The organism is Kaistia defluvii, assembly GCF_026343955.1.
Lineage (GTDB): Bacteria > Pseudomonadota > Alphaproteobacteria > Rhizobiales > Kaistiaceae > Kaistia > Kaistia defluvii.
In genome coordinates, this window is sequence record NZ_JAPKNI010000004.1 from 347,325 (window position 1) to 363,996 (window position 16,672).

The 16,672-nt window shown below is 61.9% G+C and carries 7 protein-coding genes; all 7 read right to left on the minus strand.

Annotated features, from left to right (window positions below; translation table 11 throughout):
• Nucleotides 1-157: 157 nt before the first annotated feature.
• Nucleotides 158-2,509 carry a phosphoketolase family protein gene (locus tag OSH10_RS12610; protein WP_266332111.1) on the minus strand — a complete coding sequence of 784 codons (2,352 nt, stop codon included), beginning with the start codon at nucleotides 2,507-2,509 and terminating at the stop codon, nucleotides 158-160.
• A gap of 644 nt (nucleotides 2,510-3,153) precedes the next feature.
• Nucleotides 3,154-5,694 carry a DEAD/DEAH box helicase family protein gene (locus tag OSH10_RS12615; protein WP_266332112.1) on the minus strand — a complete coding sequence of 847 codons (2,541 nt, stop codon included), beginning with the start codon at nucleotides 5,692-5,694 and terminating at the stop codon, nucleotides 3,154-3,156.
• Nucleotides 5,694-7,496: a phospholipase D-like domain-containing protein gene (locus tag OSH10_RS12620; protein ID WP_266332113.1), complete on the minus strand. Its 1,803-nt coding sequence runs from the start codon at nucleotides 7,494-7,496 to the stop codon at nucleotides 5,694-5,696. The genes OSH10_RS12615 and OSH10_RS12620 overlap by 1 nt, the downstream gene beginning before the upstream one ends.
• A complete protein-coding gene (locus OSH10_RS12625) occupies nucleotides 7,496-8,710 on the minus strand; it encodes a hypothetical protein (RefSeq protein ID WP_266332114.1) in 1,215 nt (404 codons plus the stop codon). The genes OSH10_RS12620 and OSH10_RS12625 overlap by 1 nt, the downstream gene beginning before the upstream one ends.
• A complete protein-coding gene (locus OSH10_RS12630; RefSeq protein WP_266332115.1) occupies nucleotides 8,710-11,910 on the minus strand; it encodes a UvrD-helicase domain-containing protein in 3,201 nt (1,066 codons plus the stop codon). Before OSH10_RS12630 ends, OSH10_RS12625 begins: the two co-directional genes overlap by 1 nt.
• Before the next feature lie 2 nt (nucleotides 11,911-11,912).
• Entirely contained in the window at nucleotides 11,913-14,459 is a 2,547-nt protein-coding gene (locus OSH10_RS12635; protein WP_266332116.1) for a PD-(D/E)XK nuclease family protein, read from the minus strand.
• 124 nt (nucleotides 14,460-14,583) lie between these two features.
• Entirely contained in the window at nucleotides 14,584-16,665 is a 2,082-nt protein-coding gene (gene brxL / locus OSH10_RS12640) for a BREX system Lon protease-like protein BrxL (protein WP_266332117.1), read from the minus strand.
• Nucleotides 16,666-16,672: the final 7 nt, after the last annotated feature.

The window sequence follows — 16,672 nt, forward strand, 5'->3', positions numbered from 1 at the left end:
CCTTTCCAGCGATCTGTGAGCGTCCCACGAATGGCCGAGGATAGGCCCGGCGGCGATTGGGAGAGCAGCCAAAGGCGCGTGAAAAGTCAGGCGGAATACCGCTTCGCAAGTTTTTCGAAGTCCACTTGCCCGAACATTCCCCGGCGTCCTGAGGGATTCAGGGATGAGGCCACGTCCAATCTCGAATCTCGGGCATGTCCTCGCCATGCTCGCGGACAAAGGCCTTGTGGAGGACGAGCTTTTCGTGCAGTGCCGCGATGATCTCCGCGCCCTTGTCCTTCAGGACCGGCAGGCGCTCGACGGCCTCGATGGCGAGATGGAAACGGTCCAGTTCGTTGAGAACGGCCATGTCGAAGGGCGTCGTCGTCGTGCCCTCCTCGATGAAGCCGCGTACGTGGAAATTCGGATGGTTGGCGCGTTTGTAGACCAGCCGATGGATGAGGTAGGGATAGCCGTGATAGGCGAAGACGACGGGCCGGTCGCGCGTGAAGATGCGGTTGAACGCCTCGTCCGACAGTCCGTGCGGGTGATGCTGCGGCGATTGCAGGGCCATCAGGTCCACGACATTGACGACGCGGATGCGCAGATGCGGCAGGGACTGCCGCAAAAGGTCGACGGCGGCCAGCGTCTCCATGGTCGGCACGTCGCCGGCGCAGGCCATCACGATATCCGGCTCCAGTCCGTCCTCGGTGCCGGCCCAGTCCCAGATGCCGAGGCCCGCCTCGCAGTGCTTCTCGGCCTCCGCCATGCTCAGCCATTGCGGCGCCGGCTGCTTGCCGGCGACGATGACGTTCACGCGGTCCCAGGTCTTCAGGCAGTGGTCGCCGACCCACAGCAGCGTGTTGGCGTCCGGGGGCAGGTAGACGCGCACGATGTCCGCGCTCTTGTTGGCGACGAGGTCGACGAAGCCGGGGTCCTGATGGGAAAAGCCGTTATGGTCCTGCCGCCAGACATGGGAGGTGAGCAAATAGTTCAACGAGGAGATCGGCTTGCGCCATTCCAGCTCCCGCGAGGTCTTCAGCCATTTGGCGTGCTGGTTGAACATGGAATCGACGATGTGGATGAAGGCTTCGTAGCAGGAGAATAAGCCGTGCCGACCGGTGAGCAGATAGCCTTCGAGCCAGCCCTGGCAGAGATGCTCGGACAGCACCTCCATCACCCGCCCGTCGGGTGACAGATGATCGTCGCTTTCGAGCGTTTGCGCCATCCAGACCCGGTCCGTCGCCTCGAACACGCTACCCAAGCGGTTGGACGCCGTCTCGTCAGGCCCGAACACGCGGAAATTCCGTTCGGCCTCGTTCAGCCGCAGCACGTCGCGCAGATAGTCGCCGAGAACCTTCGTCGCCTGCGCCTCCGTCGCGCCGGGGCGCTCCACCGCGACGGCATGGCTGCGGAAATCGGGTGTGTGCAATTCCTTGCGCAGGAGGCCGCCATTGGCGTGCGGGTTGGCGCCCATGCGGCGCGTGCCTGTCGGCGCCAGCGCCTTCAGCTCGGGCTTCAGCGCACCGTCGGCATCAAAAAGGTCGCCGGGATCGTAGCTGCGCAGCCACTCTTCGAGGATCGCGCGGTGGCCGTCATCCTCGCGGCAGTTCGCGACCGGCACCTGGTGGGAGCGCCAGTGGTTCTCGACCATCTTGCCGTCCACCACCTTCGGACCGGTCCAGCCCTTCGGGCTCCGGAGCACGATCATGGGCCAGCGCGGCCGCTCAGTGGACGACGCGGCCTTCTCGCGGATCGCCGCCAGCCGGTCGAAGACCGTGTTGAGGGTCGCCGCCATCTGCCGGTGCATGTCGGCCGGCTCGCTGCCCTCGACGAAGAACGGCTCGTAGCCGTAGCCGACGAAGAGATGCCGCAGTTCCTCGTCGGACAGGCGGGCCAGCACGGTGGGGTTGGCGATCTTGTAGCCGTTGAGATGCAGGATCGGCAGAACCGCGCCGTCGCGGGCGGGGTTGATGAACTTGTTCGAATGCCACGCGGCCGCGAGCGGCCCGGTCTCCGCCTCGCCGTCGCCGACCACGCAAGCCACGACCAAGCCCGGATTGTCGAAGGCGGCGCCGAAAGCGTGCACCAGCGCGTAGCCCAGCTCGCCGCCCTCATGGATCGAGCCCGGCGTCTCGGGCGCGACATGGCTGGGGACGCCGCCCGGAAATGAGAACTGCTTGAACAGCCGCTTCATCCCGGCTTCGTCCTCGCCGATCTCGGGATAGGTCTCTGAATAGACGCCTTCCAGCCAGGTGTTGGCGACCATGCCGGGGCCGCCATGGCCGGGTCCGCAGATATAAAGGATATCGGCATCGCGATCGGTAATGATCCTGTTCAAGTGCGCATAGATGAAGTTCAGGCCCGGCGTCGTGCCCCAATGGCCAAGCAGGCGCGGTTTGACGTGCTCCGGCTTCAGGGGTTCGCGGAGCAATGGATTGTCCATCAGATAGATCTGGCCAACGGATAAATAGTTTGCCGCACGCCAGTAGCGATCGACCAGCAACAAATTCCCGGCATCGAATGCCATAAGTTTCTCCTCGCCTTAATCATAGGTTAGGGGTCACGAAAGGACACGCCCCCAAGAAAAACCGAGGGGCAATTTGTGCAAACGCGACGACCAATGCGGCGGCGGCTGCCCCGATTCTGCAAGCTACATTTCCCAGTCATGACAGTCAACGATTGATGACAACCGGCAAGTTAACGAGGCGCGCGTGAAACGATGAAGGTAGTCTACTCGCGTTCGTTCGCGAACAGCCACTCCTCCTGCGCGGAGCTTCCAGGACACCAACGACGCTAGCGTGTCCGAATGCGAGAGACGCGAGTCTCCCGGAACCGCACCGATGGAGTCAGCGCGGTCGCCGTAAGAGATCCAACCAGATCTGAGCCCAGGCACGGGACCTTAATCTTCTCCTATGGACCCAAGAACTATCGCGGTGAACTGCCTCTGAGCGCCTTGCCATATGCTTTTGGCTCTTTGCTTTTGACAAAAATTCCTTGACACGCTCCGGCCGATGGAGTTGTCATCGACTGATGACAGAATCGTCAACGGTTGATGACTAGTTTTAGGTACTAGTCAAATCCCGACACTACGTAGTTTTTTGTCTTTTGGAGTGTTGGTTTCCACGCGGAACTGAGCCGGTTAGGCAGATCAGTTCCGCGTGGAAACCAACATCAACCGCCACGTTTTCCCGGCGAAAAATCCGGCACTGCGCGCCGAACGCGGTCAGCGCAGGTTCGTTTGTCATCTATCACCTCTGACCGACCTGGAACGGGACGCAGGACATCGCCATGCAACTGCGCCCTCAGTTCCAGCCAACGCGCCTTGAGAACCTGCCAGTTGTGATCGTCGTATGTGCCACTGACGACAACAGGGTGAACCCGAATGCGGGGCGGGAGACCATCACCATGATCCCTCCATTTCCGCCATTCGCGAAGCCAAATACTGTTCTTGCGATCCACACGCCCAATCTGCTGCTCGACAATGCCGGGATTCCACTCCGCGTGCAGTAGAATCACTGTGCGACAGGCCTCATGCAGATTCAGGCCCTCACGCCCGACGCGGGATTGCGCGAGGAGCACCATCGGCCAACTGGACGACCGGTTGAATGCAGATTGCAGCATACGCCGCGTTTGCGGTGCGGTTGCGCCTGACATCATCCTGGCGAAGTTGCCCTCGCGCCCGGAATAGTCGTTCAGCCAGGCATCCAGCCGGGCTTTCTGCATATCGTTGTTCTCTGCTTCATCATCCCCGGCAAGCTCCAGGAGCAGTTTTTCGAACAGCCCGAGCATTTCTCGCCCTGTCCAGGAAGCGCCCGCAACTTCCCGCCTGCCACCAAGTGCCTCGAGCAAAGCCCCGAATTGAAGGTCTTGTTTGCCGTCCTCATGGCGCAGAATCTCTGACAGAAATGCAGCAGTTCCTCCCTCCAGCGCAAGGTCTTCCAACTCCCGATGAAGCCGTGCGAGTTCAGCCCGGCGCTCGCTCGCCCACTCCTGATAGCGGGTTTTCAACATCACATCGATTTCGTCGACCCCACCCGCCACCGCAAGATCAGGATCCCTCATCGCCGCAATGACGGCTGCTATATTGCTTTCCCCGATCCCACTGGCAGGCCAGTGCTGACCGTCTCGCAAACGACGCAGCATCTCACGCGCGTCCAGCAGTCTGGTCAGCACATTCATCGGCGTCAGGAACCTGCCGAAGACGAGCACTTTCTCGCCGGCCCGTGTATAGGCCTCGATTTGTCTCACAGCCGCCAGGATCGCAGGGTGGCTATAGATGTCGTTGCTCTCAGCGGTGAAAGCTTCCGTCCAAAACCCCGCCGGACCAACGAGGTTTGCATCTGTCATGCCTGAAGGGCTGTCTTCCTCATCCTCTCCAAAGCCGAACCCATACCCCTGGGCAACGGCGAGCCTGACCCGTTTCACACGCGGATCATCCTGAGGGAGTAACGACAGCGCCTCAGCCGCACAAAAGCGGCGCAACCAGTCACGGGTAAAACCCTCTGCCTCCGGTGAAACCGGGATATCGGTGACCTCACGATAATCACCATGACTGTCTTTGAAGACGCAGAATTCGGGGTCACTGCGTTTGTCCCGGCGCAGGACGTATGGTCGCAATGCTGCGTAGAACTGCCGGGCGGAGGTCTCGAATTCCCCGGTCAGCGTCTCGTCCAGTTCTTCGGTTTGAATCCGACGAACAACATCCACATAGCCGGTGATCCATTCCGTCAGCTCTGCGAGCGCAGTAATATCCTGATCGTCATCGCGACCATTGAGCCGCTCCAGCGTGTCGATCCACTGGCTGGAGTCCAGCTCGACCGGGGTTGCGGTCATGCCCAGACGAAAAGGATCATCCGCTTCCCAGCTTACCGGACCGAGAATGCGCGAAAGGCTTGAATCTGCGCCGCGCGCCTTGTGGGCTTCGTCAACGACTATGAGATCAAACTGACCCAGGCCATAGCCGATCAGCGGCAGGATCCTTTTCTTGTAATCGTCCGCCGAAAGCCATTTCTGATCGCCGTTAATGGCATCGCGCGGCAGTTCGTGGTCCAGAATCGTTTGGGCAATGTGCCGCGCCGCACGGCGACTTGCATATACATAGCCCACCTCACCCGAATGGAAATTTTCGCGCATGAAGTTGCGCCGTCGGCCGTCAATCAGGCGGGCGACGTTGGGTAAGAGTTCCCGGCGCCAGCCTCCAGCGGGGCCTTCTCCACGATTGGGAAACTGCATGTTCGCGAAGGAATGAGAGATCATTATGATCTCTTCGGCGGCCCAGCCGTTCTCCGGCAACTCACGCTGCTTGCGGCGATCCGAAAGCCACTCCTTATGGCTGTGTAACCGTCTTGCGCTCCCCTCCGCATCGGTATCGCGCAAGAAACCGGAGATGAAACCATCATAGCTGCGCAGCGGCAGCAATGTCTTGTCGTCGGCGTTGAACCGTTTCAGTTCCTGTTGCCATTGTGCCCCAAGGCCCGCGGGCAGAACAATGGCGCTGCGTCCGCCCGCCTCCCGCACCGCTGCGATCAGCGCCGCCGCAATGCGGGTCTTGCCCATACCCACCTCATCAGCCAGCAGGGCCGAGCGTTGGCCCGCCCGGATACGGCACGCTAGTTCTGTGACACTCGCCTTCTGGCCATGATCTAGCAGGGTATCATCAGACGTCCCTGCGATACGATCCAGAATGCTCGCGACCTCGTTCCAGTCCACCATCACGCGGCCTCCCGTTCCCAGAGCGATGGGTAAGCGCTGAGCTCCCACGCGACGGACACCGCCAAAAGCGCATCTCTCAATAGGTCTGGCGAAACCCCTTCCGGGCGCATACGCGGATCTGCCAGAGCAGGCAGAGGATTTGCCCTGGCGTTCCGGAAGAACTCGAGCATCGTTTTTTCGCGAGACGCGATAGCGCAAAGGTTCTGTTGCAACTCCCGACACCACCTTTGCCAGTCCCGCGGGTCCAACCTTGCCTGTGTCTCACAAAGACGCACCAGAAGTTCCATCATCCTGCGAATGGGATAGGCAGCTGGCGGAGCTTCGGTGGTATCTGAGGCGTCGGTGAGCGGCTCTTCGCCTTCCTCACCCTCATCTTCGCTGTCAGCATCACCTGGCTCGGGAAATGAGCCAAGGCTGGCAAGGATATCTTCGACCGACATATCGGAGGGGCGAGCGACAACAAGTGCTTCGGAAGAAATGACAGGCAGCCGCCAGCCGCCCTCCGCGAGTGTCACAATCGCTGGAGCCGGTGCAGGCCATGGACAAGGTGTCTGGGCCTGAGCCGCATCGACACCAATCACCATCACCGATTTGTCTTCGGGGGCCGAGAGCACCCCGTCTTGCCATATAAGCCACGCAACTGGCGGCTGGGTTTCTGGCTCATCGGGGCGCACAAAGCCTTCCCCTTGCTGCAGGGCCTCGGGCGTCACCACATCAGTGAACTGGATCGGCAAAACAGCGGCGATACCGTTCCGCGTGTCTCTGCGTCGCGGCCATTTCAGTCCTCCCGGCAGATCGACGATCACACCTGCCTCAAGGTTTCCCCCGGCGCTTGCGGCACGCTCAAACCCGTTCATGCTCAGATTGCCGGATCCAAGATAAGCCCGTCCCGAAGCCTCGGCCTCGCCCGACGCCAGCACCACAAATTTTGCATGCAGGCACCCATCAGTTCCATGCAAGACAGAGCGCGGAGGGCGCAAGTTCCAGCCTGCGTCAATCAAGGCACCGGCCCGGGCAGCAAGCCCCTGACAGGAGGACGGGTTGAGAAACAGGTCGAGAGCCGCTGTTTTCGTCAGGGATTTCTCCTGCACCAATGCGCGGCGCAGTCGCTCTGGCAGGCCAGCAGCACCATCGCCGTCGCTCTCGAAATAGCCAGACCCGAGGATGAGACGGTCGGCCTTCTTTTTGGTACCCAGGCGCTCGATCACCTGAGGAAACAGCGCCTGATTGCGGCTGTCGATGAAGCGGGGACGCGCGGATGACCTGGGCAAGGCTGTGATCGCGGCCTCCAGCAGGGCGTCTGGCCGGTGCCCGTCAAAACTGCGTTCGATCAGGGCGCAATCTGCCCGCTCGCGCAGCCATCCAAACATCTCATGCGCAGCGCGGATATCGGCAATGTCCTGTGCGTCAGGCACAGCAGAGTCCAGATCGATCGACCAGAACAGGTCGATGCTGCGAGTAAGCGGATCCTGTGTCCAGTTCCCCGTGCTGACAGCGAGGCGAATGACATAGCCCTCTCCGCCGCGCTTGCGAAAACCCAGAAGCGCCGCCTTGGCATGGAGAAGGTTGTAGCCGCGTCCCACGAGGCGCATCCACATCCAGGCAAGTCCCGGAACGTCCGAGATCGCATTCACTGTTGGATGGATGAAGGCGGCCAGCACCGGGCGCGCCATCTCGCCTGTGAATGTTCGGCGGATCTGCCCCAGGACCTGCCGCGTCGCGGTGAAGCCGCACATAAGGCCAAAGTCGCCATAACAATCTTCGGGCGGCATGAAGAGGGAGTAGAGCGTCGTGTTCTGCATCAGACGGCCTCCGATCCCGCGTCACGGCTGCCCGGGTTCACCTTTCCGGACAGCTCCGTCACCAGACAATGAAGATTGTGCAGCCGGAAAAGCTGCGGCGCGAAGGTCTCGTCCTGAGGGGGCCGATTCTCGTCCTGGGTCTCCGAGCTGCCCCGCAACTCGCCCGCAGCCGGCCCGAGAACAATGTGGCCTTCGCGCTGACAAATCACGGTAGAATCGCGCTCGGCCAGCCTCTGGATCAGCTGCTGATCGGACAGATTTCGGATTTCCGCGATAAATCTGCGGCTAGCCTCCTCATTGCCCTGATCGACAAGCGCGCCTTTTGCCGAGGCCAGATCTCGCAATTGTTTCAGCGGCTCGGTGGCGACTTCGGCTGCGTCCGCTTCTGACAGGCGCACAGGCTGATTATCGTCGCGAAGCTTCAGCAGGTGCTGTTCCAACTGGTCCAACACCGACAACGCAGCATCGCGCAGATCCATAAAAGCCGCTCCTGCGCGCAAATCCGACCAATGATCCGGCGCCAGCCCCGCCAATGCGGTTTCCTGGTGCAAATGCGCGGAGCTGGGGCCAGTGCCGAGGCGCGCTAGGGCCCGGCGCCGGGTCGAGCCGGGATCATTTCCGTCGAGCAATCGGGAAAGGATCAGTTTACGCACCGCTTCCGGGACAGCCCCAACTGGGGAAAGCACTGTCAGGGCCTCCTTCAGGCCATGTGGCTGCCTGCCATGCGCCCAAGCACCAAGCAAACGGCGCGGTTCTTTCATCGCATTCAGCTCCAACAGCTCTCTGCCAGCGCTATGTATGCGGAACGCGCCGTAGCGGCTGCCCTGCACGAACCCGAGTGCGACCAGAGGCTGCACCATCGCCATGCGGATCGGCTGAACCACATAAGTTCCGCGACGCCTGAGATTGTGGAAACTGCTATCCTTCAAGCCCTGCATCTTCCTCGCCCCTCGCACGCGGCGATCCTGCGGACCCGCGATGACTTCAAGCATGACGCGCGCTTCGACCGCGTTGCCGACAGGCAGTGCCGGCACACCAAGTTCCTCGGCGATAGAGATCGCCAGAACCGACCAAAGGATGGGCATGGGAAACCACATGCCGCCGATTCCGGGGACCGCCCGATCATTGAAATGACGAACCGCCGCCGCAAGCCCGAGGTTCTGCTGGCGCCGTTGCGAAACCACGGTATCGGGCGCAAGTATTCCCCAGGGCATCAGTTAACTCTGGCCTGTGCGAAAGCTCCCGCTGACGCGCCCTCATCTGCCAGTTCCAGCCAACCGTGATCGACCCAGAACACCGCCACGCCCTGCAGCGGATGCTGCGGGTATAGTCCGGCCAACAGTCCGGCATAGCTAGAAAGCTGTGGCCAATAGGGGCCAAACCCGTCACCGCCGCCGCCGGATTTATGGTCGATCAGCATCGCGCCTGCCGGGCCGATGGCAAGAAGGTCGAGGGCACCGGGGATCTCTGCACCTTCGGGCGTGTGGCCAAGCACCGGAATCTCGGCGCGCAGATCCGTATAGCCCTGATCGGCAAGCCAGGCTTTCAGCGCCGTGGCACGCTCGGCCACTAGCGCAAGAGTGGCGTCGTCAAGCCCGGTCGCGAGAGCCAAAGCCGGGGCCAGATCGGGCCGGGTCAGGTATGTGCGCAGCGCCAGATGCAGTGCTGTGCCGCGGTAGGCATCGTTCAGTGCCTTTGGCCAGGGTGCTCCGATGTTGATACGGCGGGACACGGGCGGCACCCCCGCACTACGGGTTTGCGAGGGCTGCAGCCGCCAGGGCGTCAGCGGTGTCACGGGCAACGGCGCAGCGGCACCGAATCGCAGCGCTGAGGCTGCCGCACCACCTGCATATTCGGTAAATCCCGCCTCTTCAGGCAGTTGCGTGATCAGCGCCGGGCAATCCACGCCATTGATGCGCAGACTGCCCGCCCCGATCTGCGGCGCGCAAGTATCGGACAGGATATGAAACAGGTTCGTAGCCTCGGGCGCGTCTTCTTCGCGGTCCTTCAGAAAACCCGGCCATTCCAGCACCAGCCGGTCACGGGCACGGGTCAGGGCGACATAGAGAAGGTTTTTCGCATTGGCTTCAAAATCGGCGCGACGGTCTTCGATGAAACGGCGGGTCGCCTCGGGCGCGGCAAAGCCGGGCGTGTGGATCAGGCTCGCGGACCCCAGCACCACCGCCATATCGTCGATGCGGTCCAAGGCATCGAAACGGGTCGCAGTGGCCCCCGCACGTTCCTCGATACCATAGTCGAACTCTGCGACGACAGTGATCGGCCATTCCCGCCCTTTGGAGGCATGCCAGGTGACGATCTCCACGGCCTCGGCGCTGTTGGCGGAAGGATCGGGATGACGGTCGAAATCGCGCTCGCCTCCACGGGCGTCGAGCCAGCCGAGAAAGACCTTGGCAGTCTCGCCGTGGAACCCCGAGGCGGATTTGAGATCGCGATGCGCGGCTTCGAACTCACCCGCCTCAGCCTCTAGCCGCAAAAGATCGGCGCGGGATTGGGCGGCGTCAGGCTGACGTTCGGCCCAGAGGCGCAGGCCGGCGGCATCCAACACCAGATCAAGGGCCGCACCCGCCGGCAGGCGGGCCAAAAGGTTCGACAGAGCGGCGAGCCGCATCAGCACTGGGTCATCCACCAACCGCCCTTCCATTTGGGCGGATAGCGCCTCCTGCAAGGGCAGCGGGTCCGGGCCAAGCGTGCGCAAGAGCAGCCCGCCATGGATATCCGCCGGATTGGCGGCAAAGGCCAGCGCGGCGCGGGCGGCAACAATCACCGGACTTTTCGCCCAGCCATCCTCGGCGATCCGCACCGGAACGCCGCGCGCGCGCAGTTCCTCGGCATAGCGGGCGGCGGTGGTGTGGCGACAGACCAACAGCGCGATATCCGAGGGCCGAGCCGGTCGGGCGGCCTTCGTGTGGCGGTCGGTGATAGTCTCAGTATCAGTCAGGATACGGGCGATGCGCTCGGCGATGTGTTCTGGGGGCTGCGAATACTTTTGTGAGCGCCGTCCCTGCGTAGCGTTCAACACCTCGATCGCGGGACCTGCGACCGCATCGCGGGTCGGCACCAGCGGGTTATAGCCCTGCCCAAAGAGGCCAGCCCCCATCGCATTGACGAATTGCATAATGGCTGGGGTCGAGCGCCAGTTGCGGTCCAAAGGCTGGGTCGCATCGGGATTTGCCGCCGCCAGCGCTGTGGACAGGCGCGGATCGGCGCCCTGAAACCCCATGATCGACTGTTTGACATCGCCCACCAGCAGTGTGCGCGGCGCGTGTTGGCCCAACTGCCACAAAAGCGCGAATTGCACGGGGTTGGTGTCCTGGAATTCGTCGATAATGACGCAGTCGATCTCGTCCAGCACCGCTTGCCGCACGGCGAGGTCGGTGCGGAGCAGGTGCTCAGCCCCGGTGATCATGTCAGCAAAGTCGATCAGGCCGAGCGCCTTCTTACGGGCCTCGTAGGCCGCCATCACCTCTTGCGCGCAGGCGATCAGGCAGGACAGGTGCAGCTTAGCATCGGCCAGCGGGCCGGGATGGCAGGGCAGCACATCCGCCGCCGCCATGATCGCCGTGGCAAGGTCGTCATATCCCGCAGGCGTCTTGCTGGAGCGGTTAGAGTTGAACAGGCTGCGCAGATCGTTCCAGACCTGCCAATCCCGATCCAGAAGATCGGGCGCGCGATCAACACGTTTGAAAAGCGCGAGGTTTTTCTCCAGCTTCTCGACATTGGTTTTGGCGGTGATCCCGGCCATGCCTCCCTCGGGAAAGGCTGCGATCATGACCTGCACGGCCGTCCGCAACGCGGTGGTCGCGGCGATAGGGTCATCCAGAACCGGCCCGTAAACCGCATCCAGCCGCGTCAGTGCCGGAGCGATCAGGCCAGCGTCACGCCCCTTGTCCCCAAGGCCGCGCAAGAGGTCGATCATCGATAGCACCCGGGCGCGCAAACTGTCTTCGACCGTCTCGCCCTTCACGAAGTTCGGGGCGTAACCGAACCGCTCGGGCGCGGCCTTGATCGGGTCCAGCGCCTTGGCATGTGCCAGTGCCTGACGGATCAGCAGATCCCGCTCGGCATCGCCCAGATGGCGCGGCTGCGGCGAGGCGCCAGCCGCCAGAGCATGTTCGGTCAAAAGCCGCAGGCCCAGTCCATGTATGGTCGAGACATAGGCGCGCTCGACCGCCATCGCCTCGGCGACCAGTCCATCGGCCAGAAGGCCGGCACGGATCCTTTCGCGCAACTCGCCAGCCGCGGCCTCGGTAAAGGTGACGGCAAGGATACGTTCGGGCCGGACAATGCCGCGTTTCACCCAATCGGACAGCTGGGTCTTGATACGGTGGGTCTTGCCCGCGCCGGCACCCGCGGGAACGATGACCAGACCTTGATCTGCATTGACGGGGGCCATGGTCATTCCTCCTCGAGCGTGCGGATGAAGGCGGTGACCAGGGCCGAGCCATCGGTCAGCGCATAGGGGGTGAAGCCGGCTTCTTTCTTGAAGAAGGCCGCATCCTCAGAGGTGTTCAGCACGACCCGGCCTGCACCAAGTTCGGCCAAGCGTTCCGCCAGCTTGGCTACCGCCCCGGCATTCACCGCATCGCCCATGTCGCGAGCGGGCGAGCCCTCGGGCAAGACCAGACCCGAAGTCAGCAACCCGCCATCATTCATTAGGTGATAGGCGACCGCCACCTTGCGGCCGATCAGCGGGTCCATGCCGTCACCCTCCCGCCGCATGGGCCGCGCTATCATATCGGCGTAAAGCCCTGCCTGCAGATCCCAGCCCGCCTCCATCCGCTGCCGTCGGCCCTTGGTGCCGCTTTTCTTGTGATCGATGATCAAGAGCGCACCATCAGGCAGTTCAAGGATCGCGTCGGCCTTGCCATGCAGATTGATGCCATGCGCCTCACCGGCCAGCCAGATTTCATTGCCGATGATCTTGGCATTGAGCGCCAGCAAGTGGTCGCGCCAGCGCAGGGCCGCCGCCATGATCTCACGCTCCAAACCGCGGCGCTCCATCTCCCATGACGGGCTGCGCAGATAGCCCGCGTGACGGGTGAGCGCGCGGTCATAGGCCTCGGGGATCAGTTCTGCCAGCGCCTCGGTTTCCGGGAACGGCTGATCCTTCAGGAAGACATGCTCAAAGACATCATGGGCGATATTGCCCCTTGCCATCACGTCGAGTTCTTCGGTCGCCCAAGACATATCCTCGGCCCCAACCTCCGCCAGAAGCCAAGCGAGCGGGCTGACAAGCAGCGTCTCGAGCCGTGAGGGCGATTGCGGTTTGGCGGTGCCGTCATCGCGCCGACGAAGGGACAGAAGGTCATGCCCCGGGAAAGCAAGCTCCTCAGGCAATTCCGCGGGTTCCGGCACCGGCATCAGATGGTGATACGCAATCGGCCATTCCGCAGGGCTCTGACGCGACAGATCGGTGATCAGATCGCTGGCATCCTCAACGCCCGCCACCGCCCGCGCCACCAGCGACAACCCGGCCGACGGTTGCAAGCGCCCGCCCGCCAGATCGCGCCATGGGATGAGGAAGGTGACGCTGCCGGAAACCGCCTGAAGCTGTTGATCAAGTAACGCGAGGCTTTGCGCCAGCCCATCGGCCCGACCGCGAAGGTGAACGCCGGTTCCCGCGTGTATCGCAGCGATCTCGCTGTCAAGAAACAGCGGATTGGCACGCGGGCGAGTCGGGTAAAGCCCGTCGGTGAAATCGCTGACGATCAGATGGCGGCATGGGCGCCACGGGCTTTCATGCGCGGACCAGAGGCTGACGCCTTCAAGATTGCGGTCGGGGTCCGCAACCATGGGCGGCGCGATCTGAATGCCACGCAGGATTATCTCCCAATCCGGCGTGCCTTCGCCGGGGGGGACAGTCAGCCGCGCGCGGACCTGATCGCCTTTTCCGATCCGCTCGCAGATCCGGTCCAGCAGGAATCGCAGCTGCGGCAAGCTGCTGGCCGAGGCGCGGATATCGTCCCACAGTTCCTTATGTGCGGGCGTGCCCGTGAGGATGGCGCCTCGGAAATCGCCACCCATGAGGCTTTCGGCAAGATCGCGCCCGGTCTGTGCCGCCCAGGGCATCAAGGGAGAAAGCGCGAGGCTCGCCAAGACCATGGCCGGAGTTGGCGGTCGCTTGGCCAGCGCCAGATGTAGCGCGGTCTCGCCAATGACATCTCGCTCGGGTAATTGGCCCGGAAGGCCCGAGAGCGGCACTCCCTGGGCTGAGAAAGCGCGCGCGATCTGGCGCAGATCATCGCCCGACAGCACGGCGATTTCACGGGCCGAAACGCCGGACTCAATCAGCGCCCGGGCTTGGGCGGCGGCGAAATCGGCGCAGGCGGCGGGATCGCGCAGACCATAGAACGCGAGGCTGTCATCCAGAACCCCGGCCTCGATATCCTGCGCTGAAACACCGCCCTGCAGCGCGTGCAGGCGGCTGCCGATTGCGGCCCGGGGCGTATAGGCGCTTGCGGGAACAGTGCCGAACTCGTCCCGCAACCGGGCAAAAAGCGCCTGCAGCGCCGCAGGAGCTAGAGGATCCAGCGAACCTTCAACCACCGGCAACGAGCCCAGGAACGACCCATGCGGCAGGGCCAGCACATGGGAAATCGGTGCCAGCCCCTCTGGCAGCGATTTCCCCAACCTTTGCCACAGCGCGACCAGCGCCAAGAGATGCCGCTTGGCGCGGCTGTCTGGCAGGTGATCGACGTTCGGCACCTTCAGATCCGGCGTGGCCAGCACAAGATCCGTCAGCGCGGCGGTCACCGCCGAGATCGTCTCGACAGGCGCATTGGCAAGACTTTCGGCCCAGACCGGGTCAGGCGCCTCGGCAATGGCACGCCCCGGCGCCCATTCGGCAGAAATGGGGGCAAGGGACAATTCGGCAAGACCGGTATCGGTCAGGCGGTATTGCAGGCCGGAGCGCGGATCAGTGACGAGGAAGGGGTAGTGCATGAATGGCCTGCAATCTGCGGATCAGGAAAACTGTAACGAGGATGAGGGCTTGGGCATCGAGGTCTACTTCTTGCTTCCGGCCGAGCGCGTAGCCGAACCTGCACCGCCAACACGGTCGACGAAGCTAAAGGTTCTCGACATAAGTCACGTAGAAACCACGGACCATCCGGTGCTCCTGCATCCGTTCTCCCAGCGAGAAACCGTTCATCTTGCGAGGCGTTGGCTGGAAAATATCCAATCCGCGATCCAGAACCATCTTCCAGCCAGTATCCGTCGTGATGTCGCGTGCATGGAGAGTGCCGCTCCCATCGAAGGCCCATGTGAAATCGACGCCCGTGCCTGTGCAGGCTTCAGCAATCCCGTCCAGGCACTCTCGCTGCTCCTGAATGTTCCCATCGTCCGGAGCCGTGACAAGATGCACAGCGATCTGATCTTCAGGCTGTTTGCGCCTGATCAGCATCTCGATCAGTTCCATCACGTTGCGCGCCTGATGGAACTTCCGGATATAGGGGTCTGTGATGATGATCCGCGTCGCGCCATCCGTCCAAGGACCAAAGATCTTGTCGAAACTGATGCCCTTGCGGTTTTCTGTGAAAACGACATGTCCGGGAGTTGGGGGGAAGTGCGGGGCAGCGGTAACGGTAGGCGCTGCGGAAGCAGCCGCCGTTGAGACCGGCTCTGCCGGTACCGACCCAATCTCTTGTTGATTCACACCGTCACTTCCATCGTCGGTTGATCGACGGTGGTAGAACTGGGGGAACTCCTCTTCCTCGAGCGTGGTTACGGGGCGCTTTGCGCCATCAGATGCGATGTAATGGAAATCTGCTGCCTCAAAGGTGCTGTCGATCCGCAGGAGCTGGTCCTTCACCCGCTTGCGGCATTCAATCGCAAACCGCAGCAGCTCTTCAACTTCGGCTTCTGTCTCGCCTCCATTCGGGAAGATCAGCTTCAGCAGGCCTGACATGGTCTTGTTGATCGCGGCGCGGTCCCGGATATGGGTCTGAACCGGAATGGTGAAATAGCGATCTGGCCGGTGCGAGAGGTCCTCCGCACGCAGATGGCGCAGGATTTCGGCGAGATAGTCGACAATGAACCCATAGCCAGATGTGAACATCTCACCCCGGATGATGTCGACCTCCCATCCGGGCAGATAGGCATGCAATCGATCAATAAAGGCGCTGTCGTGGAACTGCGGCGGCAGAGCCTCGAACAGGTCCGTATTTTTCAGCATCCAAGGCACGTTATGGTCCGTGTTGCCGACAAAGGCGAAGCTGGCCTCAGCGCCCATCGGATTTACACCACGAGAGAACTGCTTGTTCGCCATGTAGTTCTTCATGATATCGACAAGCGCCTTGTTGGCCGTCTTCTCGCGGCCGGCAAATTCGTCAAAGGCCACGACATCCCAAAACCCGACCAATCCGATCCGGCCATTGGAATTGTTCACGAAAAGCTTGGGAACCGTGATTTCACCGCCCGAGATCAGCTGACCATGTGGCGAAAACTCGGAATAGATATGAGATTTTCCCGTCCCCTTGGGACCAAGCTCGATGAGGTTGTAGTTGCGCTCAACAAATGGGACCAAGCGCAACAGTTGCAGAAGTTTTGACCGGCGCCCGAACAGTGACGGGTCAAAGCCGATGCTCTGCATCAGGAGATCGATCCATTCCTCGGTGGTGAACTTGTCCCGCGTCTCGCGATAACCATCATAGTCGACACGGGCGATCTGGATCGGCTTCAGCGTGTCGATGATCCAAGGAGAGATCCGGCTGTCTTCCGAGAATTCGTACTGCACATCGGCGATGCACCAAATACCCGTAACCAGCAGTTTCGGGTGCGCCTTTACCGTGGCGCTGTCGATGGCAACCCGCTTGATACCGAGGTTTTCAAAGACCGCCTCATAGGCATCGGTCTTTTCATTCAGCGCCACGCTAACCTGATCGATGACCTTGTAGCGGCCACGCTCCTTGATCGTTGATTGTACCAACCCAGCTTCGGAACGATGGACGTAGTGCTTGCGCAGGATGTCCTTGACCGTTTCAATGCCTGTCGCAATCGAGGCTTCGTCATCGGTCGCGCAATACTGGCCGAGAAGGTATTCGAGCACATAAGTGGGGACAATAGCGTTCCCCTTCACGGCCTTCACCAGGTCCTTACGGACCACGAAACCGGCAAAATGCTCATTGATCTTGTCATCAAGGGTCGACATCGGCACC

Bases quoted from the DNA above. Each gene is read 5' to 3' on its own strand.
- OSH10_RS12630 (WP_266332115.1), bottom strand. From the start codon at position 11,910: ATGGCCCCCGTCAATGCAGATCAAGGTCTGGTCATCGTTCCCGCGGGT.
- OSH10_RS12620 (WP_266332113.1), bottom strand. From the start codon at position 7,496: ATGCAGAACACGACGCTCTACTCCCTCTTCATGCCGCCCGAAGATTGT.
- brxL (WP_266332117.1), bottom strand. From the start codon at position 16,665: ATGTCGACCCTTGATGACAAGATCAATGAGCATTTTGCCGGTTTCGTG.
- OSH10_RS12615 (WP_266332112.1), bottom strand. From the start codon at position 5,694: ATGGTGGACTGGAACGAGGTCGCGAGCATTCTGGATCGTATCGCAGGG.
- OSH10_RS12625 (WP_266332114.1), bottom strand. From the start codon at position 8,710: ATGCCCTGGGGAATACTTGCGCCCGATACCGTGGTTTCGCAACGGCGC.
- OSH10_RS12635 (WP_266332116.1), bottom strand. From the start codon at position 14,459: ATGCACTACCCCTTCCTCGTCACTGATCCGCGCTCCGGCCTGCAATAC.
- OSH10_RS12610 (WP_266332111.1), bottom strand. From the start codon at position 2,509: ATGGCATTCGATGCCGGGAATTTGTTGCTGGTCGATCGCTACTGGCGT.